Source organism: Paenarthrobacter sp. TE3676 (assembly GCF_056279165.1).
The window spans coordinates 426,473-447,645 of sequence record NZ_JBWBQU010000002.1 but is presented as its reverse complement, the minus strand read 5'-3'; the positions used below and the strand labels follow the sequence as shown (position 1 = coordinate 447,645).

The window sequence follows — 21,173 nt, the reverse complement described above, 5'->3', positions numbered from 1 at the left end:
CGTTAGTGACCTTGTACTTGGTCTGCGAGGTACTTAGTCTGCGATTTCCACGATGACGGGAGCGTGGTCCGAAGCACCCTTGCCCTTGCGCTCTTCGCGGTCGATGGAGGCCCCGGTGACGCGTGACGCCAACGCCGGGGAGGCCAGGCAGAAGTCGATGCGCATGCCTTCCTTCTTGGGGAAGCGAAGCTGCGTGTAGTCCCAGTAGGTGTACACGCCGGGGCCCGGAGTGTAGGGACGGACGACGTCGGTGAACCCTGCGGTTTCGAAGGCGTGGAAGGCGGCGCGCTCGGGTTCGCTGACGTGGGTGTAATTGTTGTTGCGGAAGAGCTCGATGTCCCATACGTCGTCGTCGAACGGGGCGATGTTCCAGTCACCCATGAGCGCGATCTGGGCGGTGGGATCGGACTTCACCCATTCGGCCGCGTGGCCCTGCAGAACGTCAAGCCACTTGATCTTGTACGGCATGTGTTCGTCGTCCAGCGACCGGCCGTTGGGAACGTAGAGGCTCCAGATGCGGATGTCGCCGCAGGTGGCTGCTATGGCGCGGGCTTCCTGCGCGGGATCCTTACCTGCCTTGCCGAACGCAGGCTGGTCCAGGAAGGTTCGCTGCACGTCCTCCAGGCCCACCCGGGAAGCGATGGCAACACCGTTCCACTGGTTCACGCCAAAGTGCGCAACCTCGTAACCCATGCGCTCGAAGAGCTCCCACGGGAAGTTCTCGTCCTTGCACTTGGTCTCCTGGATGGCCAGGACATCACAGTCGCTGCGCTCAAGCCAGGCTTCTACGCGGTCGGCACGGGCGCGGAGGGAGTTCACATTCCAGGTTGCTATCTTCACAGCCACTAACTTACCGAACTTGGCGCTGAGCGCATCCCCTGCTGCCCTTTTTGCCGTTCACAACCAGCGCAGAACTAGCGCGCGAACAGCGGCGGTGAACTGGCCAGCTTGCGGAGCCCGATGCCCGAGGCGATGAGGAGCAACCCTGTCAGGATCGCGAACCCGGCCAGCATCCACACCAGGCTTAGGAAGCCCAGCCCCGGGTTGAAAAGGACAACGATCCCAAACACAGTGGTGACGAGTCCCGTCAGGAACCAGAGGCCCCAGCTACGGATGAAGCTCCTGGCAGCCAGCGCCAGGATGATTTGCGAGAGACCGAGGACCAGGGCCCACAATCCGATGAGGACGCCAATTGCTGCTGCCGTTATTCCCGGCAACGCAATTGCCACGATGCCGGCCGCGATGGAGATAAGGCCGCCCACTACAGTCCAGCGGGAACGGCCTGCGGGGTCGTAGAAATAATGCGCCACGCTGGTAATGCCGTCAATGATTGCGAAAATGCCGAACATGACAACTACCACCAAGGCAGTAGCGCTCGGTAAAACAGTGATCAATAGACCAAAAACTATGGAAAGGACTCCCCGGACCAGCAAAGCAGTTCCCGGGGTTTTGAACATTTTGCGATCCGCTACGTCCGACATACGGTCAGCGTAACCAACGGCGTGCCTTTACCGCATCCCCTCGCGCCGGATAGCTGTGGCAATTGCTGCGGCCCGCGTCTCCACACCCAGTTTGGCGTAGATGTGGGCGAGGTGGGTTTTGACTGTTGCCTCGGAAATGAACAGGCGTTTGCCCAGATCGCGGTTGCTGAGGCCCTGGGTGAGGAGGCTGAGTAACTCTGCTTCGCGGGGAGTGAGGATCTCGTCAGGATTCCGCAATTGCTGGAACAGGCGTGAGGCCACCGGTGCACTCATCACGCTCTTCCCCTGCACCGCGCCTCGCACGGCAGCGAAGATCTCCTCCGGTGCGGCGTCCTTGAGTAAATAGCCCATTGCTCCGGCATCAACTGCGCGGACGATGTCGGCGTCGGAATCGTAGGTGGTGAACACGATGACGGCCTGCTTCGGGTTCCACTGCCTGAGTTGCTTGATCGCTTCGATGCCATCCATTCCGGCGCCCATCGCGAGGTCCATGAGGACTACCGCGGGCGTATGCTTGTGCGCAGCTTCCAGTGCTTCTTCGCCTGAGGCTGCTTCCCCGACGACGGCGATATCACCTTGGGTACCCAACAGCGCCCTGAGCCCGCTCCGGACTACGGTGTGGTCGTCCACGAGGAGCACGGAGATGGTGTTCACAGTGCCTCCTTCAGGGCATTTGCCGGATCAGCAAGCCGGGTCAGCGGGAACTGCGCCGCAATGATGGTTCCTTCGCCGGGCGAGCTCTCCACAGACAATTCTCCGCCCAACTGTTCCACACGCTGTCGCATGGCCCGCAGGCCGTATCCTCCGTTAGCAGAAGGCGGAGGTACCGCTGCAGGATCGAAGCCGCGGCCGTCGTCGAACACGTCCAAGGTGACGGCATCCGGAAGGTACCCCAAGGTCACACTGGCGTGCTCCGCGCGGGCATGGAGTTTGATGTTGGCAACGGCGCTTTGGGTGACGCGGAGCAAGGCATGCCGCACCTCGGAAGGAAGGGGCCGGGGGGCACCCGTGACCTGAATGTTGGCGGTCTCAACGTACTGCCGGGCGGCGTGTTCCAAGGCCTCCGGGAGCGGGCCTGTTTCCAGGCCCGGGGCGGAAAGTTCGTGCACCAGGCTACGGGTATCGGCGAGGTTACGCCGGAGCAAATCTGTTGCCTTGCATACGTCTTGGTGGGCGGTTTCAGCGGGCCACGCGCGCTGGGCGGCCTCGAGGAGGAGCAGGCTGCTGGCCAAGCCTTGGGTGACGGTGTCGTGGATCTCGCGGGAAACGCGCTCGCGCTCAGAAGCGACTCCGGCTTCACGTTGCTTGGTGGCCAGCTGCTCCTGGGCCTGGGTGACGTCGTCGAAAAGCCTGCGTTGCAGTGCCGCGTCACGCTCGATCTTGTCGTAGATCAGGGTGAGCAGGGCGCCCGCTGCGAGCGGGCCGAGCAGCATGGCGATGTCCGTCCAGTCGCTCATCCGGAAGAGCCCGACGGCGGTAGCGGCCGCCGTCGCGCCTCCCGCCACGTAGCCGGCCCAGCCTCGGAAAGCCGTCCGCGTGAGGAAGAAGATGGCGAAGGAACACCACGCGAAGCTCGGGGCGATCACCACCAACGCGGCCCAGGCTGCCAGCAACGCCACCATCCACGGAATCCACAGCTGTTGCGTGCGTTGGTCCGGGTGCTGACGGTGGACCAACACGGCGGTAACCGCGTACAGGGCACACACCGCAATGGCCAGGGCAACGGTCCACAAGTTGTCCGCGGGGGAGTGGCGCATGACGTACCTGACCGCAGAGGCCACCATCAGGACGGCAAAGCCCAAGTGCACAACTACATCAATGCGGCCATCAAGCCTGTTGCCCGGCTCTGGTCGTGGACGTGCAGTTGGCATGGGTGGTTCCCGTTCCCGGTTTTCGGTGGAAGGCGTTCTTTCCATGCTAGATCCCGGCGCTGGCATTGGTCTCTCCACCTTTTGGCTGATACCGGTGGCGGAAAGGCTGAGGGCGGGAGGGGCGCCCGGCCGATGTGGCTGCGGGCCATCCGCGGAAGCATGGAGCTGTACCCGATGCTTACAACGAGGAGAGCCCCATGAAGAAGTCCAACAAGATGATTGCCGCCGCTGCTGCCGGAGCATTGTTGCTCACCGGCGGTGTCACTGCCGTGGCCAACGCCGTGTCACCCGCCGCCGCGCCTGCTGCCGCACCGGTAAAGGTTGCCGCAGACGTTCTGCCTGCCCCGGAGAACGTCGTAGCCCAGAACCGCATCTCTGTGGGGGCGTCCAGCAAGGCCGTCAATGCCGCGCTCGCAAAGTGCCAGGCCGACAAGCTGCCGTTCGTGACCGTGGCACTGGTTGACCGCTTCGGCACCGTCCAGGCCCTCCTCCGTGGTGACAACGCCGCCGAGCACACCATCGAAGCCGCCAAGCAGAAGGCCTACACGGCAGCAGCTTTCGGTGCTCCCACCAGTGAACTCGCCAAACGCGTCAACGGTAACGGCCCGTCCATCGCCGACCTTCCCGGTACCTTGTTCCTGCCCGGCGGCGTTCCGCTGAAGGTCAACGGCGTTTCAGTGGCCGGCATCGGAGTTGGTGGCGCCCCCGACGGCGCCCTCGACGAGGCCTGCGCCACAGCCGGTGCCGATGCGTTGGCTGCGGCCGCGAAGTAGCCTCGACAGTATGGATTCCCTGAAGGGGCGGGGCCTGGCAGCGGGTTCGGTGATCGGTGCTGGTTTGCTGATCGCCGGGCTCGTGGCCGGCTGTGCTCCATCGTCGCCTCTGCCGACAGGCACAGGCACGACGGCGGCCCCGCCTTCCAGCCCGGCCCCGCCTCCCGTAGCCCCCAGCCCGACCGCGACGTCGAGCGCAAGTCCTGGCCCGACGTCGTCGGCTGCTGTGCCACCCAAACTGTCACCGGAGGCCCAAATCGACACAGACCGGCTCCTGATCCTCGCCGCGAAGGCCAACGATGTTGCCCGTGTTGGTGAACTGATCGCGGCGGGTGGGAACGTCAACGCGAAGGACGACGTTCAGGACTCCGCGTTCCTCTACGCCGGCGCTGAAGGCTTCAACGAGGTCCTGCAGCTGACGTTGAATGCTGGAGCGGATGTTCGCAGCACCAATCGGTACGGCGGCACCGCGCTGATCCCTGCGAGCGAGCATGGACATACGGAAACGGTCAGGATTCTGATCGCAGCGGGTGTGCCCGTGGACCACGTCAACAATCTGGGCTGGACCGCCATGCAGGAAGCCATCCTGCTCAACAATGGCGGGCCCAATCAGCAGGACGTGGTCCGGCAACTCCTGGCAGCCGGAGCCAACCCGGACATCCGCGACCCCCAAGGCCGAACCGCCCTGCAAAATGCAGAGCGGCTCGGGTTTACGGAAATCGCGGAGCTGATCCGGAACCGCTGACCCAACGACTCAGTTGGGCTAGAGCGCTTCCAGCACGCTCACATAATTGGCGATACCCACTCCGCCCATGTTCTGGACCGCGCCCCGGCGGGCATTGGACAATTGCATGTCGCCCGCCGTGCCGCTGAGCTGCATCGCGGCGATGACGTGCTGCGACACACCAGTGGCACCCACCGGGTGGCCCTTCGCCTTGAGTCCGCCGGAGATGTTGACGGGCAGCTTGCCGTCCTTGTAAACCCAGCCCTCTTGGACGGCTCGCGCACCCTCACCGCGGGGAGTGAGGCCCATGGCTTCGTACATGATCAGCTCGGCGATGGTGAAGCAGTCGTGCACCTCCGCGAAGTCCAAGTCCTGGAGCCCAACTCCCGCCATGCCCAGCGCACGCTCCCACGAAGCCCTGGTGGCAGCAAACTCGGTGGGATCGCGCTCCTCCGCCGGGAAGAAGTCGTTGGCGTGGCCGAAACCAGTCAGGCGCACCGGCGCGGTTGCGCCTCCGGTAGCGGAGGTGGAAAGCACGACGGCGGCGGCACCGTCCGAGACCGGCGAACAGTCCGTGCGGCGCAAGGGTTCGGACACCATGGGGTTCTTCTCTGAGATGGTCCGGCAGAACTCCTCGCCGAAGTCGCGGTGCATTTGGGCGTAGGGGTTGTCCATACCGTTGTGGTGGTTCTTGGCAGCGATGGAACCTAGGACATCACCGAGGCCACCTTCGAATCCCGGGCCGGTGATGCCGGCCCCGTAGCGCTTCCCGTAGTGCTTGGCCACATCAGCGAACAAACCTGTGAATCCCGTAGAAGAGGCTTTTCCTGCCATCTCGTACGAAGCACCGAGCAAGGCCGCCCCCACAACGTCGGCGCCGGCGTCGGTCATCTTCTCAGCCCCGATCACCAGGACGTTGCGGGCAGTCCCGGCCAGGACGGCTTTGACGCCCTGCTGGAAAGCCGCGGAACCGGAAGCGCAAGCATTCTCGGTGCGCGTCGCGGGAACGTTAGCCAGATCTGCGGACAACTGAAGTGCCAGCGACGACGTGAATCCCAGGGGCTGCATTCCGGAGTTGAACTGCCCGAGGTAAATTTCGTCGATGTCCTTGGGATCGAGCCCAGAGTTCTTAATCGCTTCGCCGGCAACCTGGACAATGAGCGACTCCAAGGTGTCATCAGTCAGTCTGCCGAACTTGCTGTGCCCCCACCCTGTGAGCAGAATGTCCTTGCCGAATTGGTCCTTCAGGCTCATGCGTTTACTCCTTCAAGTGCGTGTTCCTCAGAGGCGAGCGCCACCGTGAACTCTGCCTCGGTGTTGCTGCGGATCTCTTCCACCGTGACGCCAGGGGCGAGGCGGGTCAGCAGCAGCTGCGTGCCGCCGTCGGGTGTTTCCGCTGTGGACGGTGTTTCCTCGATGTCGAAAACGGCGAGGTCCGTGATGATCCGGTCAACGCACTTGAGTCCCGTCAGCGGGAGCGTGCATTCGGCCACGATCTTGGCCGAACCGTCCTTGGCGTTGTGCTCGGTGAGGACCACCACCCTCGGTGTACCCGCCACCAGGTCCATGGCTCCGCCCATGCCTTTGACCATCTTGCCGGGGATGGTCCAGTTGGCCAGGTCGCCCGAGCCGGACACCTGCATGGCGCCCAGGATGGCAACCTTCACGTGTCCGCCGCGGATCATGCCGAACGACGTGGCGGAGTCGAAGATGCTGCCACCGGGGGTGATGGTGACGGTCTGCTTGCCTGCGTTGATAAGGTCGGCGTCTTCCTCGCCCTCATACGGAAAAGGGCCCATACCGAGCAGACCGTTCTCGCTTTGGAGGACCACCCGCACGCCGTCAGGCAGGTTGTTGGCCACCAACGTAGGAATGCCGATGCCGAGGTTGACGTAATCGCCGTCGTTCAGTTCTTCGGCCGCGATGGCGGCCATTTGGTCTCGTGTCCATGCCATGGTGATGTGCTCCTTGTTCTTAGGCCGTTACTGATTCGGCATGCTGTGCCTCGAGTCGCTGCCGGACCGTGCGCTGTTCTATGTCCTTGACCCGATCAGTGGCTTGGACCAGCCGCTGGACGTAAACGCCCGGGGTGACAATGTGATTCGGGTCCAGCTGGCCGGGTTGAACAATGACCTCAGCCTCGGCGATGGTCACTGCACCCGCTGTGGCAACCACCGGGTTGAAGTTGCGGGCCGTGTAGCGATAAATCAGGTTCCCGTCCGTGTCTGCAGTGTGGGCGTGGACCAGGGCGACGTCGGCGGTGATGGCGCGCTCGCGGACGTACGTCACGCCGTCGAACTCTTCCAGCGGCTTGCCTTCGGCAACCAGGGTCCCCACTCCGGTTCGCGTGTAGAACGCCGGAATGCCGGCTCCGGCAGCGCGGAGACGTTCGGCGAGGGTGCCTTGCGGCGTGAACTCGACCTCAAGCTTCCCGGCCAGGTACTGCTCGGCGAACAGTCTGTTCTCACCGACATAAGATGCGATGACCTTCCGGACCTGGCCCGCCTCGATGAGGACGCCTAGCCCCTTGCCGTCCACGCCCATGTTGTTGGACACGATCGTGAGATCCTTGGCGCCGGACTCACGGACGGCGTCGATGAGGTCGGCGGGGATGCCGCTGAGTCCAAAACCTCCGACGGCGATGGTCAGGCCGTCTGCCATCAGGTCATGTAACGCTTGGGCTGCGCTCGCTTGGATCTTGGTCATGCTCGACTCCTCTTTGAGTTCCTTGCCGGTGCATCCACTTTGTGGACTGCTCTCACTCTTGAGAAGGAGCCTAGGTTGCCTCTGTTAGGCGGTCAATGCGCGTACCTCCCAGATACTCAGGGTATGGACACTACAATGGAGGGTGTCCATACTATGGATGAAATCTTGTGGAGGGTGCTGTGGTGGTACAGGGAGCGCAAGTGGTGGGTCGGGTGGCCCTGCTGCTTAGGCTGGTGGGACGCAGGCCCGAGGGCACCTCTTTGGCGGGCTTGGTGCGCGAGTCCGGGCTGACCCGGCCAACCGTCCACCGGCTACTGACGTCACTGGCCGCGGAGGGCTTGCTGGAACACGATTCCACCTCCGGGAAGTGGGTGTTGGGTCCGGAGATCTTCCTGCTGGGATCAGTGGCCGCCGCACGTTTCCCTATGGAGGACATTGCGCGGCCCTCGCTGCGCAGGTTGGCTGCAGAGACCGGGGAGAGCGCTTTCTTCTCCATTCGTCGTGGCAACGAAACAGTGTGCGTGCTACGGGAAGAAGGCTCCTTTCCGGTGCGGTCCTTCGTGCTGCACGAAGGGGTGCGCTTTCCCTTGGGAGTCGCTTCGGCCGGCACTGCCATCATGGCTTTCCTGCCTCCAGACGAACAGGAGTCGTTGCTGGGCGACTGGGCTACGCATGCCGGCGACTTTGCGGCGGGCCACCCTGCAGACGTGGTGCGGGGCAATCTGGAACGGACGCGGCTGGCTGGCTACTCCGTCAATCCCGGGTTGATCCTGGAAGGTAGCTGGGGCATGGGAGCGGCTGTGTTTGATCAGCAGGGACGGCCAGCATGGGCTCTTTCCTTGACGGGAATTGAGCCGCGATTCCGTGCGGACCGCCAGGAGTTCCTCGGGAAACTGCTGCTCGAGGAAGCGCACAGGATGACGGCGCGCCTGCAGGGAGCTAGCTGAGGTCCAGCCGCATCAGCACTCTCGGGAAACCGTTCAGGACCGACGTCGTCTCGGCCACCTTTCTGAAACCGGCCTTCTCGAAAAGCCTCCGGGTGCCAACGTAGGCCATGGTCAGGTCCACCTTGCCGCCTTTGTTGTCCACGGGATAACCCTCAATCGCGGGCGCGCCGTGGCTTTTTGCGAAGTCAATCGCGCCGCGGAGCAGCTCGTGGGAAATTCCCTTGCCGCGATGCCCGGGCCGCACCCGGATGCACCAGACCGACCACACCTTGGTCTCATCCACGTGGGGAATCTTGCGGTTTTTCGCAAAAGTAGTGTCCTCGCGAGGGTGGACCGCTGCCCACCCAACTACTTCGTCGCCGTCGTAAGCCAGAACGCCGGGAGGCGGGTCCTCGGCCACCAGCTTCTTCACAAACTTTCCGCGCTCCTGTTTTTGGAGCTCCTGGTTCAGTTTCGACGGAATCCTGTAGCTGAGGCACCAGCACACGTTGGCATCGGGGCTCTTGGGCCCCACCATGGTCTTCACGTCGTCGAACACCGTCGCTGGGCGAACCTCGATAGCCATTCGCCCATCCTGTCACCGGGACAAACCCCTCCACTAGGCCTGCGGAGACTGGCTCCAAAAAAACTTTTTCAATCCGCACCCATCCACCCTGTCCCGACCTCCGAATAGCTGGTGAGACACAAACCGCTGGTGAAGCAAAAGCAACACTTGCAGCCCGTGTCCCACCACCCACTGGACCCAACGCCCTGGTTCCAAAAACAAGGAGAATGACATGTTGTCCACAAAGCGCCCCGCCCTCGCCTTCGTTGGCCTCACTGCAGCCGCCCTTCTCGGTCTCACTGCCTGTGGTGGTTCCAGCACCTCCAGCACACCGGCTGCTTCATCTGCCGCCCCGGAAACCTCGATGGCGGCACCGTCGCCGTCGGCCTCCGCCATGAGCAGCGCCGCCATGGATCCGGCCGCTAACCTTGTGGGCCCCGGCTGCGCCGGTTACGCCGCACAGGTTCCGGACGGTGCCGGATCGGTCATGGGCATGGCCCAGGACCCGGTAGCCGTAGCAGCATCGAACAACCCGCTGCTCAAGACCCTGACCGCCGCTGTTTCGGGCAAGCTCAACCCCAAGGTGGACCTGGTTTCCACCCTGAACGGCAGCGAATTCACGGTGTTCGCACCGGTTGACGATGCCTTCGCCAAGATCGACCCCGCAACAATCGAGACGCTCAAGACGGACGATGCCCTGCTGAGCAAGATTCTCACCTACCACGTAGTCCCCGGTCAGCTGACCCCGGACCAGATCGTCGGCACCCACAAGACTGTCCAGGGTGGCGAAGTGACGGTTGCCGGCACCAAGGATGCCCTCACGGTTGACGGAGCTTCCAATGTGATCTGCGGTGGCGTCCAGACCGCCAACGCCACGGTCTACCTGATCGACTCGGTGCTGATGCCCAAATAGGCTTTAGCTTCCACCAGTACTAACAAAAAGCGGGCGCCGGAATCAATCCCGGCGCCTGCTTTAGTGTGTGTTGCTGTTTAGCGGCTGAAGTCAGTGTCGACGTAAGAGCCGGCCCTGTTGTGTTCGGACCCGCAGGGGCAGTGGTCAACCTCTATACGCACGGTCATTGGATTGGATGAGTCCAAGGTAAGAGTAACATCCTTGCCGGCCTGGGCGCTGGACTGGGTGTTGAGGCGAAGGGTGCCCTGGGAAGCGATTTTGGACATGGTAAACCTTCCTGATGTCTTAAGAGAGGGGCAGTTGAAGCCGGGCTATTTGTCGTCTGATTCCAGCTGGGGTTTGCCGACCAGGGGAATGGTTCCCGTGGGCGTTCCCCCGGCGCAATCGGAGTCCGTGCACTTTTCGGCGCAGTCGTGTTTGGTGACGAGGTCGAACTGAACGCCGCCATGTTGCTCAACGCCCGTTCGGATGGCTCGCTCCACCACCGAAGTGGCCAAGCGCTTGTGCAACTGGAGCGGGTCCCGGCGAAGGTCCTTGACCAGTGCGAAACAGAGCAACAGCATGACGATCACGAATGGCAGAGCCGCCACGATGGTTACTCTTTGCAGGCCTGACAAGGCCTCCGACGGTTTATCGCCGCCTGCAAGCAGCATGACCGCTGCCACTGCGCCGGTGAGGCTTCCCCAGAAGATCACCACTCCTCGACGCGGGTGCTCGGCACCATTGGAACTGAGGGAACCCATGACGATGGAGGCTGCATCGGCGCCGGTGACGAAGAAGATCGCCACCAGGACCATGGCCAGGACGATGACCGCTGCTGTCAGCCAGCCCGGCATGCCCAGGTTCTTCACGAGGTCGAAGAGGGCACCATCGAAGTTGATGGAGGGTGCGCCATCCACCATGGTCACAAGCCCGGGCGTGCCGGCCTTGTCTGCCTCCTGCTGGACGTGGAAAGCGGCGCCGCCGAAGATGCCGAACCAGATGACGCTGACAACGCTGGGCACCAGCAGGACGCCGGTGACGAACTGGCGGATGGTGCGTCCGCGGCTGATGCGGGCGATGAACATCCCGACGAAGGGCGTCCAGGAGATCCACCAGGCCCAGTAGAAGATGGTCCAGCTGGTCATCCAGCTACGCAGGGACTCGTCTCCCACAGCTTCGGTCCGTGATGACATTTCGGCGAGGTCCCTGGCGTAGTCGCCTACGGCGGAAGGGATCAGGTTAAGGATGAACAGGGTGGGTCCGGCTACAAACACAATCAGGGCGAGAATAACAGCCAGGACCATATTGATGTTGGAGAGCCACTGGATGCCTCGGCTGATGCCTGACACAGCGGATGCCACGAAGCAGAAGGTCAGGATGGCCACAATAACCACGAGCACCGGAGTGCCGATCTCACCCAGCCAGCCATTTGACGTCATGCCGCTGCCGATCTGGAGGGCGCCGAGGCCCAGCGAAGCGGCAGTTCCGAAGAGTGTGGCGAAGATGGCCAGGATGTTGATGAACTTCCCGAGCGGCCCTTCCACCATGCGGATGCCGAAAAGCGAGGTGAAGGCTGCCGAAACCAGTTGCTTGCGGCCCAGGCGGTAGGTGCCGTATGCCATGGCGATACCGACCACTGCGTACATGGCCCACGGGTGCAGGGTCCAGTGGAAGATCGATGTGGCCATGGCGGTCTGGATGGCTGCCGGAGTGCGGCCGTCCACTGTTCCCGGCGGCGGCGAGATGTAGTGGTAGAGGGGTTCGGCCACACCGTAGAACATGAGCCCGATGCCCATGCCGGCGGCGAACATCATGGCCACCCAGGAAATGGTCCGGAACTCGGGCTTCTCGCCGTCCTTGCCCAGCGGTATGTTGCCAAACTTGCCGAGGGCAAGCCACAGGACGAAGACGACGAACAATGAGGCGAGGACCATGAAGAGCCAGCCGGTGTACTCCATAACCCAGTTCAGGGCGCCTTTGGAGGTATCTGAGAGGCTGTCGCGCCCGACAAATCCCCAGACCACGAAGGCGACGGCGATGGCGCCCGTGATCCCGAAGGTGACTTTGTCGAGGGTAAGTTTGCGGTTCCGGCGGGCCGAAACGGCCTGCTCGGTCTTGGCGTGGCGCAGCTCTTCCATGATCTGTTCGTATTCTTCAGAATCGGGAAGGGTTTCGGCGCCTCCGTCCTCAGCGTCGAGGGCGGCCAAGTTGGTGTCGTCGGTGGAGATCCTGATGACTTCCTCAGGGTTCTCCGCGTGGGCAGGGCTGGTTGATGTGGTGGAACTGGCTGCTGCTGAAGCACCCGCCAATTGATCGTCGGCAGGTAACTCCTCTGGTGTTAAGGATTTTGTGTCGCTGTTTATAGCCATGAGCGGGTCCTTTGCTCGGCGAGTCATGGGTTTGCGTTTATACATGGCCCTGGAGGATGAGGCCGAAGGGAAGGCTGGGGGGCTTCCCCGCTGACCATGATTTGCTGTCCCGGATCTGCACTTCAGGAGCGTAGATGGGCAGTTTCATGGGGCACCTCTTTGGTCGGACGGGTTGGTTGAACGCTGGGCTCATGGAGCCCTAAAGGGCGTTCCGCATGAATCAACAACATTCGCGCTAAGCAACAGAGTGCGCCCCGTCACACTCAAAGTCAAGGACTTTTCCTTGCTTGGCGACAGTTTGACGCAACGAATGGGAGGGGAAGCGTTCGTTGCGTATGATGGCCCGTGTTGCGCCTAGAGCGCCATAGACCCGCGCAAGGCAGGGCTTAGCGGTGCCTGTAACCCATCCGGGCGCTGATGGTCAGCCCGGCCTCGCGAAGGCCGTCGATAAGACCCGGCTGGTCCTCGGGTGAAAAGCGGAACGCCGGGCCGGAGATACTTACCGCAGCGATGACGCTTCCCGAGTGGTTGAAAATGGGCACGGCAATAGCGGTGAGGCCGATTTCAAACTCTTCGTGAACTGTGGCGTAGCCGTTACGAGCTACGTCCAGCAGCTGCTTTTCCAGCTCTCCGCGGTTGGTTACCGTACGTGGTGTTCGAGCGGGCAAGCCCACTGCCTTGAGGACCTGGGTTCTTTCGTCGGCGGTCAACGCGGCCAGAAGGACCTTGCCGCTGGATGTGGCATGCAGCGGCGTCAGGCTGCCCACCCAGTCGTAGGTGGCCAGTGTTGAGGGCCCCATCGCCTGGTCCACGTTGACGGCATAGTTGGACCGCAGCACAGCCAGGTTGACGGTTTCCTTGTATTCGGCCGCCAGGGCCTCCAGAACTTGGCGTGCCTCATGAACCACGCTCAGTCTGCCGGGGATGGAAGAAGCCAGGCGGAGGATTCCAAAGCCCAACTGGTACTTGCCGCGTTCACTGTTCTGCCGGACCAGTTCGCGGTTGACCAAGGATCCAACCAGCCGGGACACGGTGGACTTGTGGACGCCCATTTCCTCAGCGATGTCGCTCACGCCGGCATCGCCTTCCCGGGCCAGGATTTCCAGGATTTGGAGTGCGCGGTCTACTGACTGGACGCCTCCGCCCTGGGCGTCTACGTCCTTGTCGAAGTCCGGGTTGCTGCGTGCGGCCATGGTGCCTCGTGTCGTTGTCCAGGCAGGCCACCCTGAGCTGGTACCCCCTTTGGCCTGCACCCTCGTCTTTCCTCATCCTAGACGGAGTTTTGCGCGGACCTTTTCACATCATGGATGATTCACCCGTTCATGGCAGCCTCCTGGACAGCCTTTCGTGGGTTGCTCAGGCGCTCCCTTCCGGCATAGACGTTGAGGCTATGTCCCCGGCTGAAGCCAAGCAGGGTCACCCCGGTCTCGGTGGCAAGATCGACGGCGAGGCTGGAGGGGGCGCTGACGGCCGCGAGAACCGGGATGCCGGCCAAGGCTGCCTTCTGGACGAGTTCGAACGATGCCCTGCCCGAGACCTGCAGGACGAGGCCGGTCAAGGGCAGCAGGTCCTGCCGAAGGGCCCAGCCCACCACTTTGTCCACCGCATTGTGCCGGCCGACGTCTTCCCGCAGACACAGCAGCTCCGGGCTGGCGCCATCCACTTTGAACAGTCCAGCTGCGTGGACCCCTCCGGTTCTGTCGAAGACTGCCTGCGCTTCGCGGAGCCGGTCCGGGAGCTCGGCGAGGACATCCACCGGAACCTGTAGACGGTCCAAGGACGGATCGAAATGGATGGTCTTGCGTACGGCTTCAATGGAGTCCGTGCCGCAGATGCCACACGAGCTCGACGTATATACGTGGCGCATGGTGTCCGGCAGGGGAACGTCCGGCCGTAGCTGGGCTTCCACCACGTTAAAGGTCTGCACCCCGTCCTTCTCGCCCGCACAGAACCGGAGGGAGATCAGCTCCGAAGGGCTGCGGATGATGCCCTCGGACACCAAAAATCCAGCCACCAGATCAAAGTCGTCGCCCGGCGTCCTCATGGTCACGGCAAAAGAGGTGCCTCCGATCCTGATTTCCAAGGGTTCTTCGGCGGCCAGAACATCCTCCTTGAACCGCACGGAATGTTCGGTGTCCGCCGCGTCCAAGCGGAAACGATGGATTTTCCTGCGCTGGGTCATGCGGGCCATGCGGCGTACCCTCCTGATTGGTCCGGAGAATTGATAGGAGCTGTCCAGGGCAGCGGCAGGACAGGTACGGGCGCACCGGCTGCGACGCCTTCAGGGGGAACAGCCATATATCCGTCTGCCCAGGCAAGCCCGCGCATCATCCCCGGACCCGTGCGGGAGGCTGGGAACGCTAGATCGTGGATACGGGTGCAGGGCATGAGGCGTGTCCGCCCTGGGTCCGGATCGATGTCGGCCCCGGAGGTCATCAGCACAGCTGCCCGGAGGGGCCTGCTTCCCATAGCGGCCAGCAAGGGTTCTCCCAGGGTCATCAGCGCCATCATTGCGGCCAGCGGATTTCCCGGAAGCCCTATGACGAAACGCCCATCAGGAAGTTCGGCCAGCACTGCCGGATGTCCCGGCCGCATGGCGATTTCGTCCAGGAGGAGCCGACCCCCGAGTGCCGCAACGGCATTGCGGAAGTGGTCTGTCCCGGATTTTCCCGTCCCGCCGGTGGTGATCGTCACGTCGGGCGGTAAGCCATCAGGAACGCGGCCAAGCGCCGCCATCCACTCTTCGTATGAGTCGCCTATCCTGCGCTGGCCACCCGGCTCCCCGCCCAATTGCGAAATCACGGCATCCAGCTGCGGGCCGAACGCGTCGCGGACCTGTCCTGGCGCCGGCTCGCCTGAGGTGACCACTTCAGAACCGGTAAGTACGACGGCGACCCTCGGCTTGCGCTGCACCTGAACGTGATCGTGGCCTGCCACTGCGGCCAGGGCAATATGAGCCGGATTGAGGAGCGTGCCGGCGGGTATGAGGACATCTCCGGCTGCGGCTTCTTCTCCGGCGGGACGAATGTGCCGGCCTGGGAGTGTCTCACCCGGCTTGGCGTCGTGTCTGAGAGAGAGGTGCCCGTCCGCGGATGCGTGGCCGCTTTCCTTGCGCAGGACTGCCGAGGCGCCGGTTGGAACGAGCCCGCCGGTGGCGATGACGCTGGCTTCGCCCGGCGACAGCGGCAGCCCCGCCGTCGTTAGTATCCAAGGGCTGCCGCCGTTGATGGCCCAGCCGTCCATGGCTGACGACGCGTAATGGGGCAGGTTCCGTTGAGCGGTGACGGGGCTGGTCAGGGTGCGCCCGATCGCCTCGCCGAGGGTGACTTTCCACGACGGGAGTGGGCCGGCACACTGGTAGGCCAGTTCACGTGCTTCGGCCCACGAGGGTGCGTGCCGCGGTTCGCCGCTCACCACGAACCCTTCGTGAGAGTCGGTGAAGGTTGCTTGTGCAAGCATGGGTGCCCGCTTCCTGAGGTGGTGCTTCCGGTGAAACGCAGATACCGGGGACTGCCCGGCCTTCCCGTAATTCTTGCCGCGCAGTCCCCGGTATCCGTGTGGTGCGTACTGAGCCGGGCGTGTATTAGGACTTCACGTAGCCGTTGGGGTTCAGCACGAACTTTGTTGCCGCTCCGGCGTCGAACTCGGCGTAGCCGCGCGGAGCGTCCTCGAGCGGGATGGCTTGGGCGTTGACTGCCTTGGCGATCTGGACCTTGTCATGGAGGATCGCCATCATCAGTTGCCGGTTGTATTTCATGACCGGGCATTGGCCGGTGGTGAAGGACAGGGACTTGGCCCAGCCGGTACCAAGGGACAGCGAGAGTGAGCCGTGCTTGGCGGCATCGTCGATTCCGCCCGGGTCGCCGGTGACGTAGAGCCCCGGAATGCCCAAGGATCCACCGGCGGCGGTGATGTCCATGAGGGAGTTCAACACAGTGGCAGGAGCCTCGTGTGAGGCATCCTTACCGTGGCCGCGGGCTTCAAAGCCCACCGCGTCCACACCGCAATCCACTTCCGGAACGCCGAGGATCTGTGCGATCTGCTCCTTCGGATCGCCGTTGGACACGTTGACTGTTTCACAGCCGAAGGAACGCGCCTGTGCCAGGCGGTCCTCGTTCATATCGCCCACAATCACGACGGCGGCGCCAAGCAGCTGTGCGCCCACGGCAGCAGCAAGGCCCACGGGCCCGGCACCTGCGACGTAAACTGTTGACCCCACGCCGACGCCGGCAGTGACGGCACCATGGAAGCCAGTGGGGAAGATGTCCGAGAGCATGGTCAGGTCCATGATTTTTTCCAGGGCCTGATCGCGGTCCGGGAAGCGCAGCAGGTTCCAGTCGGCGTAAGGGACCAGCACGAACTCTGCTTGTCCGCCCACCCAGCCTCCCATGTCCACGTAGCCGTAGGCGCTGCCGGGGCGGTCGGGGTTGACATTGAGGCAGATGCCGGTCTTCTGCTCCTTGCAGTTCCGGCAACGGCCACAGGAAATGTTGAACGGCACCGAGACGATGTCGCCTACCTTGATGAACTCGACGTCGGGTCCCACCTCCACCACTTCGCCCGTGATTTCGTGGCCGAGGACCAGGTCCTGCGGAGCAGTGGTGCGTCCGCGAACCATGTGCTGGTCCGAACCGCAGATGTTGGTGGTTACAGTGCGGAGGATCGCGCCATGAGGCACCTTCCGGCCGACGTTGGCCGGGTTGACGCCCGGTCCGTCCTTAAGCTCAAACGTTGGGTAGTCGGTGTCGATGATCTCGACGACACCAGGTTCCTTGTAGGCGACTGCTCTGTTTCCTGACATGGTCACTCCCTCTTCTTTGGCTATTGCTGAACTGCTGCCCAATGGTCCGAAAGCGGTGCTTCGATGAGGAAATACCTCCCCAGGTTTCAGGCCATCGAAGCACCATTCACGGACAACCGGACAGCTGATATTTCCATCAGTGCGTGATAGATATATCAGTCATACTATGTGACGCAACTCATGGTGTACAGCGGCTCCTAAGCCTTCTCCAACCGGATGATCACGGATTTGGAGGTGGGCGTTCCGCTGGTGTCCGCCACAGAGTCCAGAGGAACCAGGACATTGGTCTCCGGGTAGTACGCGGCGGCACAACCTTTCGGCGTTGAATACGAGACGATGCGGAAGTTCTCGGCCCGCCGGTCCGTTCCTTGGAATTCCGAGATCAGGTGCACCATGTCGCCGTCGGCAAAGCCCAGCTCGGTGATGTCGTCAGCGTTGATGAGCACCACGCGACGCCCACCATGGATGCCACGATAACGATCGTCCTTGCCGTAGATGGTGGTGTTGTACTGGTCGTGTGAACGCAGGGTTTGCAGGACCAAGCGGCCAGGCGGGATCTTGATGAACTCCAGCTCATTGCCGGTGAAGTGTGCTTTTCCTGATGCGGTGTCGAACTTCCTGGCATCGCGCGGCGGGTGTGGCAGGACAAAACCGCCCGGGTGCTGAATCCGTGCTTCGAAGTCTTCAAAGCCGTCAAATACCGCTTCAATATGTTTGCGGATCAGCGAGTAGTCATCCCTCATGGCCAGCCAGGAAGCCTGCGGGGTGTTGGGCAGGCGCTGGTGGCCGTCTCTGAACAGCCTGTCTGCAAGGTTGCACACAATTGCTACTTCGGAGTGGAGGTGCTCACTTGCAGGCTTGAGGCGTCCCCGTGATGCGTGGACAGCGCTCATGGAGTCTTCCACGGTGACCCGCTGGTCTCCGGTCCGCTGGGTATCCTTCTCGGTGCGTCCCAGGGTAGGCAGGATCAGGGCCCGGCGACCCGTGGACAAGTGCGAGTGGTTCAATTTCGTGGAGATCTGAACGGTCAGCCGGGTGTTGGCCAGGGCTTGCTCGGTGACGTCGGAATCGGGGGCGGCCCGGACGAAGTTGCCGCCCATGCCCATGAAGAAACGGACTTTGCCGTCCCGCATGGCGCGGATGGCTGCCACGGTGTCAAAGCCGTGCTCGCGCGGAGACCGGAACTCGAATTCCTGGTCCAGCCGGTCGTGGAACGTCTCCGGCATCTTCTCGAAGATGCCCATGGTCCGGTCACCCTGGACGTTCGAGTGGCCGCGCACAGGACAAACGCCGGCCCCGGGCTTGCCGATGTTGCCTTGAAGCAGGAGAACGTTGACTACATCGCGGAGGGTGGGTACGGAGTGTTTGTGCTGGGTCAGGCCCATGGCCCAGCACACGATGGTGGCGCTGGAGGCGAGCATCCGTTCACCTGTTGAATGGATCTGCTCAAGGGTGAGGCCGGTTGCCTCCACAATGTCTTCCCACTCCACCTTTTCCAGATAGCGCAGGTAGTCGTCGATGCCCACGGTGTGGTTGTTGATGAAGTCATGGTCCAGGACAGTTTGCAGGCCCGGGGTGTTCCGTCCGGCAGCTTCGGCTTCAAGCAGGTATTTGCCCAAGCCTTGGAAGAGGGCTTGGTCGCCGCCGGCGCGGATCTGCAGGAAGTCGTCCGTCAGTTGGGTCCCTTGAATCATGCCGGCCACGTGCTGCGGGTTCTCGAAGTGCAGGAGGCCTGCTTCGGGAAGGGGATTGACGGACACGATGACAGCGCCGTTTTTCTTCGCGTTTTCCAGCGCACTGAGCATGCGCGGGTGGTTGGTACCGGGATTCTGCCCGGCCACGAAGATCAGCGACGCCGTCTCCAGGTCCACCAGGCTGACGGAACCCTTGCCGATGCCGATGGTTTCCACCAGTGCGGAACCGGAGGACTCGTGGCACATGTTGGAGCAGTCCGGGAGGTTGTTGGTGCCCAGGCCGCGAACCAGGAGTTGGTAAACGAATGCTGCTTCATTGGAGGTCCGGCCGGAGGTGTAGAAGACGGCTTCGTCGGGGTGTTCCAGGCTCCGCAGCTCCTCAGCCATGAGGTCATAGGCTTCCTCCCAGTCGATGGCCCTGTAGTGGGTAGCGCCTTCGTCCAGGAACATCGGGTGGGTGAGCCGGCCTTGCTGGCCCAGCCAGAAGTCGTCGCGCGTCTTGAGGTCGGCGATGGAATGCTGAGCGAAAAACTCCGGCGTGACACGGCGCCGGGTGGCTTCCTCGGCCACTGCTTTGGCACCGTTCTCGCAGAACTCTGCCGCGTTGCGCTTTTCGTGCTCGGGCCAGGCGCACCCCATGCAGTCGAAGCCATCCAGCTGGTTCACTGCCAGCAGGGTCTGAACGCTGCGCAGTGGTCCCATCTGTTCCAGCGAAATCTTCAAGGCGTTGGCAACAGCGGGGATGCCCACGGCCTTGGTCTTGGGTTTGGTGACGGTCAGCTTTGACTCGTCGATGTTCTCGCGGGGGGCTTTGGAATGCATGGGGGAACCCTTCAGATCCGGGAAGTGGAAGCAGTGAGCAGCGTGGTGCGGGACTGTTGCCGGGCGGCTTCAACCGTGTGCAGCAGCAAAAGCGCGGTGGTCACTGACCCGACGCCGCCCGGAACCGGACTCAGGCCCGCCGCGACGCCGGTGACGCTGGCTTCGTCAACATCACCCACCAGGGAACCATCGGGCAGGACGTTCGTGCCGACGTCGATCACCACAGTCTCCGGGGAAAGGTGGCTGCCCTTCAGCAGCCCGGTCCGCCCGGCGGCAACAACCACGACGTCGGCCGGCTGGGTATAGCGTTCCAGCGGCCCTGATTTGGAATGGCAGATGGTGACGGTTGCGTCCCTTTCGAGGAGGAGCAGGGACAGTGGCTTGCCCACCACGGCGGAACGCCCGACGACGGCCACGTTACGCCCGGCAACCGGAATCTGGAAGTGGTCCAGTAACTCCAGCACGGCCTGGGCAGTAGCGGGTGCGAAGGCGGGCTGCCCCACGGCCAAGCGGCCGAGGCTGAGCGGATTGGCGCCGTCGATATCCTTTTCCGGAGCGATGAGGCCCACCAGCCGGTCAGCGCGGACAGCCGCAGGCAGGGGAGTCTGGAGGATGATGCCGTGGACGGATGGCTCGGCGCTGAGGTCGGCCAGGACGCTGGCCAGCACTTGCTCGGTGGCATCGTGACCAAGATCGACGATCCTGCAACCAATACCGGCACGTCCGGCTGCACGCTCGATGGAGCGGACGTACCAGTGCGTCGCTTCGTCGTCCGTTGCAACAACAACAGCCAGGACCGGGCGAATGCCCTCGTCATCCAGGAGGGCGGTCTCCTCATGGGCGCGCTGCTGGATAAGGGCAGCGAGCGGCTTGCCGGAAAGCACTTTGGTGTTCCCGCGCAGTTTGGTGGTCATGAGAGGATCCTTTCGCGTACGCGCTGCACCAGGGCATCGGCGGCGAGAACCACTTTGTCCTCAATGCCGTTCGTCTGTTCCGCCAGGCGGGAACGGGCTTCGCCGTGCTTGATGGCGACTACATTGATGTCGATGTTGACCCGGGCCGTGGTGGCAGCTGCTCGGGCTGCATCGGCAGCAGCGGCGATGTCGCTGATGACGTTGGGATTCGCCACGTCAAAGAGTTCCGTGGCAAGATCCACCACTTCGCCGGCAACTTTGATGAGCTGCGCGGGGGTATGGGCGGCCTGAACCAGGGCCTCCTGGATGGCGGCGGTCTTTGTTGCCTTGAGTTCGTCGGATTCCGAGGGGAGCTTGTAGGAGTCGATGACTGACTGGAAGGCGTGCTCGTCGGCGTCCGCGAGACGCAGGGCCTCGACGATCAGGTGGTCGGCGGCGCTGGTGATCCGGGTTACCAGTGCGGCGTGCTCTTCGTACTTGGCACCGGTGGTGTACCTGGCCACCATGGCTACCAAGGCAGCACCTTGGGCGGCATGCAAGGCAGCGGCTGCGCCTCCACCGGGAGTGGGCTGACGTGAAGCGAGCCTGGAGAGGTAATCATGGATGGTTTCTGAACTGATCATGGGTCTTCC

21 protein-coding genes are annotated in these 21,173 nt (G+C 62.9%); 4 read left to right on the top strand and 17 right to left on the bottom strand.

Annotated features, from left to right (window positions below):
* Window positions 1–33 precede the first annotated feature (33 nt).
* The 4 genes from ACZ881_RS05930 to ACZ881_RS05915 all read right to left on the bottom strand — a co-directional run bounded on the left by ACZ881_RS05930 (window position 34) and on the right by ACZ881_RS05915 (window position 3,352).
* Window positions 34–840: an exodeoxyribonuclease III gene (locus ACZ881_RS05930; RefSeq protein ID WP_476113254.1), complete on the bottom strand. Its 807-nt coding sequence runs from the start codon at window positions 838–840 to the stop codon at window positions 34–36.
* A 74-nt stretch (window positions 841–914) separates the two neighbouring features.
* Window positions 915–1,481, bottom strand: coding sequence for an HdeD family acid-resistance protein (locus ACZ881_RS05925; RefSeq protein ID WP_476113252.1), 567 nt, complete (start codon window positions 1,479–1,481; stop codon window positions 915–917).
* A gap of 27 nt (window positions 1,482–1,508) precedes the next feature.
* Window positions 1,509–2,135 (bottom strand): response regulator, encoded by a 627-nt coding sequence (locus tag ACZ881_RS05920; RefSeq protein ID WP_476113250.1) that lies wholly within the window; start codon window positions 2,133–2,135, stop codon window positions 1,509–1,511.
* Window positions 2,132–3,352 (bottom strand): sensor histidine kinase, encoded by a 1,221-nt coding sequence (locus ACZ881_RS05915; protein WP_476113247.1) that lies wholly within the window; start codon window positions 3,350–3,352, stop codon window positions 2,132–2,134. The genes ACZ881_RS05920 and ACZ881_RS05915 overlap by 4 nt, the downstream gene beginning before the upstream one ends.
* Before the next feature lie 197 nt (window positions 3,353–3,549).
* On the opposite strand from ACZ881_RS05915, the gene ACZ881_RS05910 reads away from it, so the two are divergent.
* Together ACZ881_RS05910 and ACZ881_RS05905 are read left to right on the top strand one after the other, a co-directional pair.
* A complete protein-coding gene (locus ACZ881_RS05910; RefSeq protein ID WP_208295724.1) occupies window positions 3,550–4,125 on the top strand; it encodes a GlcG/HbpS family heme-binding protein in 576 nt (191 codons plus the stop codon).
* A 10-nt stretch (window positions 4,126–4,135) separates the two neighbouring features.
* Entirely contained in the window at window positions 4,136–4,870 is a 735-nt protein-coding gene (locus tag ACZ881_RS05905; RefSeq protein WP_476113243.1) for an ankyrin repeat domain-containing protein, read from the top strand.
* An 18-nt stretch (window positions 4,871–4,888) separates the two neighbouring features.
* Here the strand turns inward: ACZ881_RS05905 and ACZ881_RS05900 are convergent, their stop codons facing one another.
* From ACZ881_RS05900 to ACZ881_RS05890, 3 genes are read right to left on the bottom strand one after another with little or no spacing between them, the layout of a single operon-like run.
* Entirely contained in the window at window positions 4,889–6,103 is a 1,215-nt protein-coding gene (locus ACZ881_RS05900; protein WP_476113240.1) for an acetyl-CoA acetyltransferase, read from the bottom strand.
* The gene (locus tag ACZ881_RS05895) at window positions 6,100–6,804 is read right to left on the bottom strand and encodes a CoA transferase subunit B (RefSeq protein WP_091464901.1); all 705 of its coding nucleotides are present in this window, start codon (window positions 6,802–6,804) and stop codon (window positions 6,100–6,102) included. The genes ACZ881_RS05900 and ACZ881_RS05895 overlap by 4 nt, the downstream gene beginning before the upstream one ends.
* Before the next feature lie 19 nt (window positions 6,805–6,823).
* The gene (locus ACZ881_RS05890) at window positions 6,824–7,555 is read right to left on the bottom strand and encodes a CoA transferase subunit A (protein ID WP_476113236.1); all 732 of its coding nucleotides are present in this window, start codon (window positions 7,553–7,555) and stop codon (window positions 6,824–6,826) included.
* A 182-nt stretch (window positions 7,556–7,737) separates the two neighbouring features.
* Here ACZ881_RS05890 and ACZ881_RS05885 point away from each other — a divergent pair, with 182 nt between their 5' ends.
* A complete protein-coding gene (locus ACZ881_RS05885) occupies window positions 7,738–8,502 on the top strand; it encodes an IclR family transcriptional regulator (RefSeq protein ID WP_476113876.1) in 765 nt (254 codons plus the stop codon).
* Here the strand turns inward: ACZ881_RS05885 and ACZ881_RS05880 are convergent.
* Window positions 8,495–9,067, bottom strand: a complete 573-nt coding sequence (locus ACZ881_RS05880; RefSeq protein WP_476113234.1) for an N-acetyltransferase family protein — start codon at window positions 9,065–9,067, stop codon at window positions 8,495–8,497. The two genes, ACZ881_RS05885 and ACZ881_RS05880, sit on opposite strands and share 8 nt — an antisense overlap.
* Before the next feature lie 211 nt (window positions 9,068–9,278).
* Here ACZ881_RS05880 and ACZ881_RS05875 point away from each other — a divergent pair, with 211 nt between their 5' ends.
* On the top strand, window positions 9,279–9,959 hold the full coding sequence (locus ACZ881_RS05875) for a fasciclin domain-containing protein (protein WP_091464912.1): 681 nt from the start codon (window positions 9,279–9,281) through the stop codon (window positions 9,957–9,959).
* A gap of 77 nt (window positions 9,960–10,036) precedes the next feature.
* Here ACZ881_RS05875 and ACZ881_RS05870 read toward each other — a convergent pair whose 3' ends face one another.
* The 9 genes from ACZ881_RS05870 to ACZ881_RS05830 form a co-directional block, all read right to left on the bottom strand.
* The gene (locus ACZ881_RS05870; RefSeq protein WP_476113232.1) at window positions 10,037–10,225 is read right to left on the bottom strand and encodes a hypothetical protein; all 189 of its coding nucleotides are present in this window, start codon (window positions 10,223–10,225) and stop codon (window positions 10,037–10,039) included.
* A 45-nt stretch (window positions 10,226–10,270) separates the two neighbouring features.
* Window positions 10,271–12,310, bottom strand: a complete 2,040-nt coding sequence (locus tag ACZ881_RS05865; protein WP_476113230.1) for a BCCT family transporter — start codon at window positions 12,308–12,310, stop codon at window positions 10,271–10,273.
* A 386-nt stretch (window positions 12,311–12,696) separates the two neighbouring features.
* Window positions 12,697–13,503 (bottom strand): IclR family transcriptional regulator, encoded by an 807-nt coding sequence (locus ACZ881_RS05860; protein WP_091464916.1) that lies wholly within the window; start codon window positions 13,501–13,503, stop codon window positions 12,697–12,699.
* Window positions 13,504–13,622: 119 nt separating this feature from the next.
* A complete protein-coding gene (fdhD, locus tag ACZ881_RS05855) occupies window positions 13,623–14,501 on the bottom strand; it encodes a formate dehydrogenase accessory sulfurtransferase FdhD (RefSeq protein WP_476113227.1) in 879 nt (292 codons plus the stop codon).
* Window positions 14,489–15,769 (bottom strand): molybdopterin molybdotransferase MoeA, encoded by a 1,281-nt coding sequence (locus tag ACZ881_RS05850; RefSeq protein WP_476113225.1) that lies wholly within the window; start codon window positions 15,767–15,769, stop codon window positions 14,489–14,491. Before ACZ881_RS05850 ends, fdhD begins: the two co-directional genes overlap by 13 nt.
* A 124-nt stretch (window positions 15,770–15,893) precedes the next feature.
* Window positions 15,894–17,111, bottom strand: coding sequence for a formaldehyde dehydrogenase, glutathione-independent (gene fdhA / locus ACZ881_RS05845; protein ID WP_179016476.1), 1,218 nt, complete (start codon window positions 17,109–17,111; stop codon window positions 15,894–15,896).
* 197 nt (window positions 17,112–17,308) lie between these two features.
* Entirely contained in the window at window positions 17,309–19,627 is a 2,319-nt protein-coding gene (locus ACZ881_RS05840) for an FdhF/YdeP family oxidoreductase (protein WP_476113222.1), read from the bottom strand.
* Window positions 19,628–19,638: 11 nt separating this feature from the next.
* The gene (locus ACZ881_RS05835; protein ID WP_476113219.1) at window positions 19,639–20,541 is read right to left on the bottom strand and encodes a bifunctional 5,10-methylenetetrahydrofolate dehydrogenase/5,10-methenyltetrahydrofolate cyclohydrolase; all 903 of its coding nucleotides are present in this window, start codon (window positions 20,539–20,541) and stop codon (window positions 19,639–19,641) included.
* Entirely contained in the window at window positions 20,538–21,164 is a 627-nt protein-coding gene (locus tag ACZ881_RS05830) for a cyclodeaminase/cyclohydrolase family protein (RefSeq protein ID WP_476113215.1), read from the bottom strand. Before ACZ881_RS05830 ends, ACZ881_RS05835 begins: the two co-directional genes overlap by 4 nt.
* Window positions 21,165–21,173: the final 9 nt, after the last annotated feature.

Excerpts from the sequence above, each read along its gene's own strand:
- ACZ881_RS05880 (WP_476113234.1), bottom strand. The coding sequence starts at position 9,067 with ATGGCTATCGAGGTTCGCCCAGCGACGGTGTTCGACGACGTGAAGACC.
- ACZ881_RS05865 (WP_476113230.1), bottom strand. The coding sequence starts at position 12,310 with ATGGCTATAAACAGCGACACAAAATCCTTAACACCAGAGGAGTTACCT.
- fdhD (WP_476113227.1), bottom strand. The coding sequence starts at position 14,501 with ATGGCCCGCATGACCCAGCGCAGGAAAATCCATCGTTTCCGCTTGGAC.
- fdhA (WP_179016476.1), bottom strand. The coding sequence starts at position 17,111 with ATGTCAGGAAACAGAGCAGTCGCCTACAAGGAACCTGGTGTCGTCGAG.
- ACZ881_RS05870 (WP_476113232.1), bottom strand. The coding sequence starts at position 10,225 with ATGTCCAAAATCGCTTCCCAGGGCACCCTTCGCCTCAACACCCAGTCC.
- ACZ881_RS05890 (WP_476113236.1), bottom strand. The coding sequence starts at position 7,555 with ATGACCAAGATCCAAGCGAGCGCAGCCCAAGCGTTACATGACCTGATG.
- ACZ881_RS05905 (WP_476113243.1), top strand. The coding sequence starts at position 4,136 with ATGGATTCCCTGAAGGGGCGGGGCCTGGCAGCGGGTTCGGTGATCGGT.
- ACZ881_RS05900 (WP_476113240.1), bottom strand. The coding sequence starts at position 6,103 with ATGAGCCTGAAGGACCAATTCGGCAAGGACATTCTGCTCACAGGGTGG.
- ACZ881_RS05850 (WP_476113225.1), bottom strand. The coding sequence starts at position 15,769 with ATGCTTGCACAAGCAACCTTCACCGACTCTCACGAAGGGTTCGTGGTG.
- ACZ881_RS05840 (WP_476113222.1), bottom strand. The coding sequence starts at position 19,627 with ATGCATTCCAAAGCCCCCCGCGAGAACATCGACGAGTCAAAGCTGACC.
- ACZ881_RS05830 (WP_476113215.1), bottom strand. The coding sequence starts at position 21,164 with ATGATCAGTTCAGAAACCATCCATGATTACCTCTCCAGGCTCGCTTCA.
- ACZ881_RS05835 (WP_476113219.1), bottom strand. The coding sequence starts at position 20,541 with ATGACCACCAAACTGCGCGGGAACACCAAAGTGCTTTCCGGCAAGCCG.
- ACZ881_RS05910 (WP_208295724.1), top strand. The coding sequence starts at position 3,550 with ATGAAGAAGTCCAACAAGATGATTGCCGCCGCTGCTGCCGGAGCATTG.
- ACZ881_RS05875 (WP_091464912.1), top strand. The coding sequence starts at position 9,279 with ATGTTGTCCACAAAGCGCCCCGCCCTCGCCTTCGTTGGCCTCACTGCA.
- ACZ881_RS05895 (WP_091464901.1), bottom strand. The coding sequence starts at position 6,804 with ATGGCATGGACACGAGACCAAATGGCCGCCATCGCGGCCGAAGAACTG.
- ACZ881_RS05925 (WP_476113252.1), bottom strand. The coding sequence starts at position 1,481 with ATGTCGGACGTAGCGGATCGCAAAATGTTCAAAACCCCGGGAACTGCT.
- ACZ881_RS05915 (WP_476113247.1), bottom strand. The coding sequence starts at position 3,352 with ATGCCAACTGCACGTCCACGACCAGAGCCGGGCAACAGGCTTGATGGC.
- ACZ881_RS05860 (WP_091464916.1), bottom strand. The coding sequence starts at position 13,503 with ATGGCCGCACGCAGCAACCCGGACTTCGACAAGGACGTAGACGCCCAG.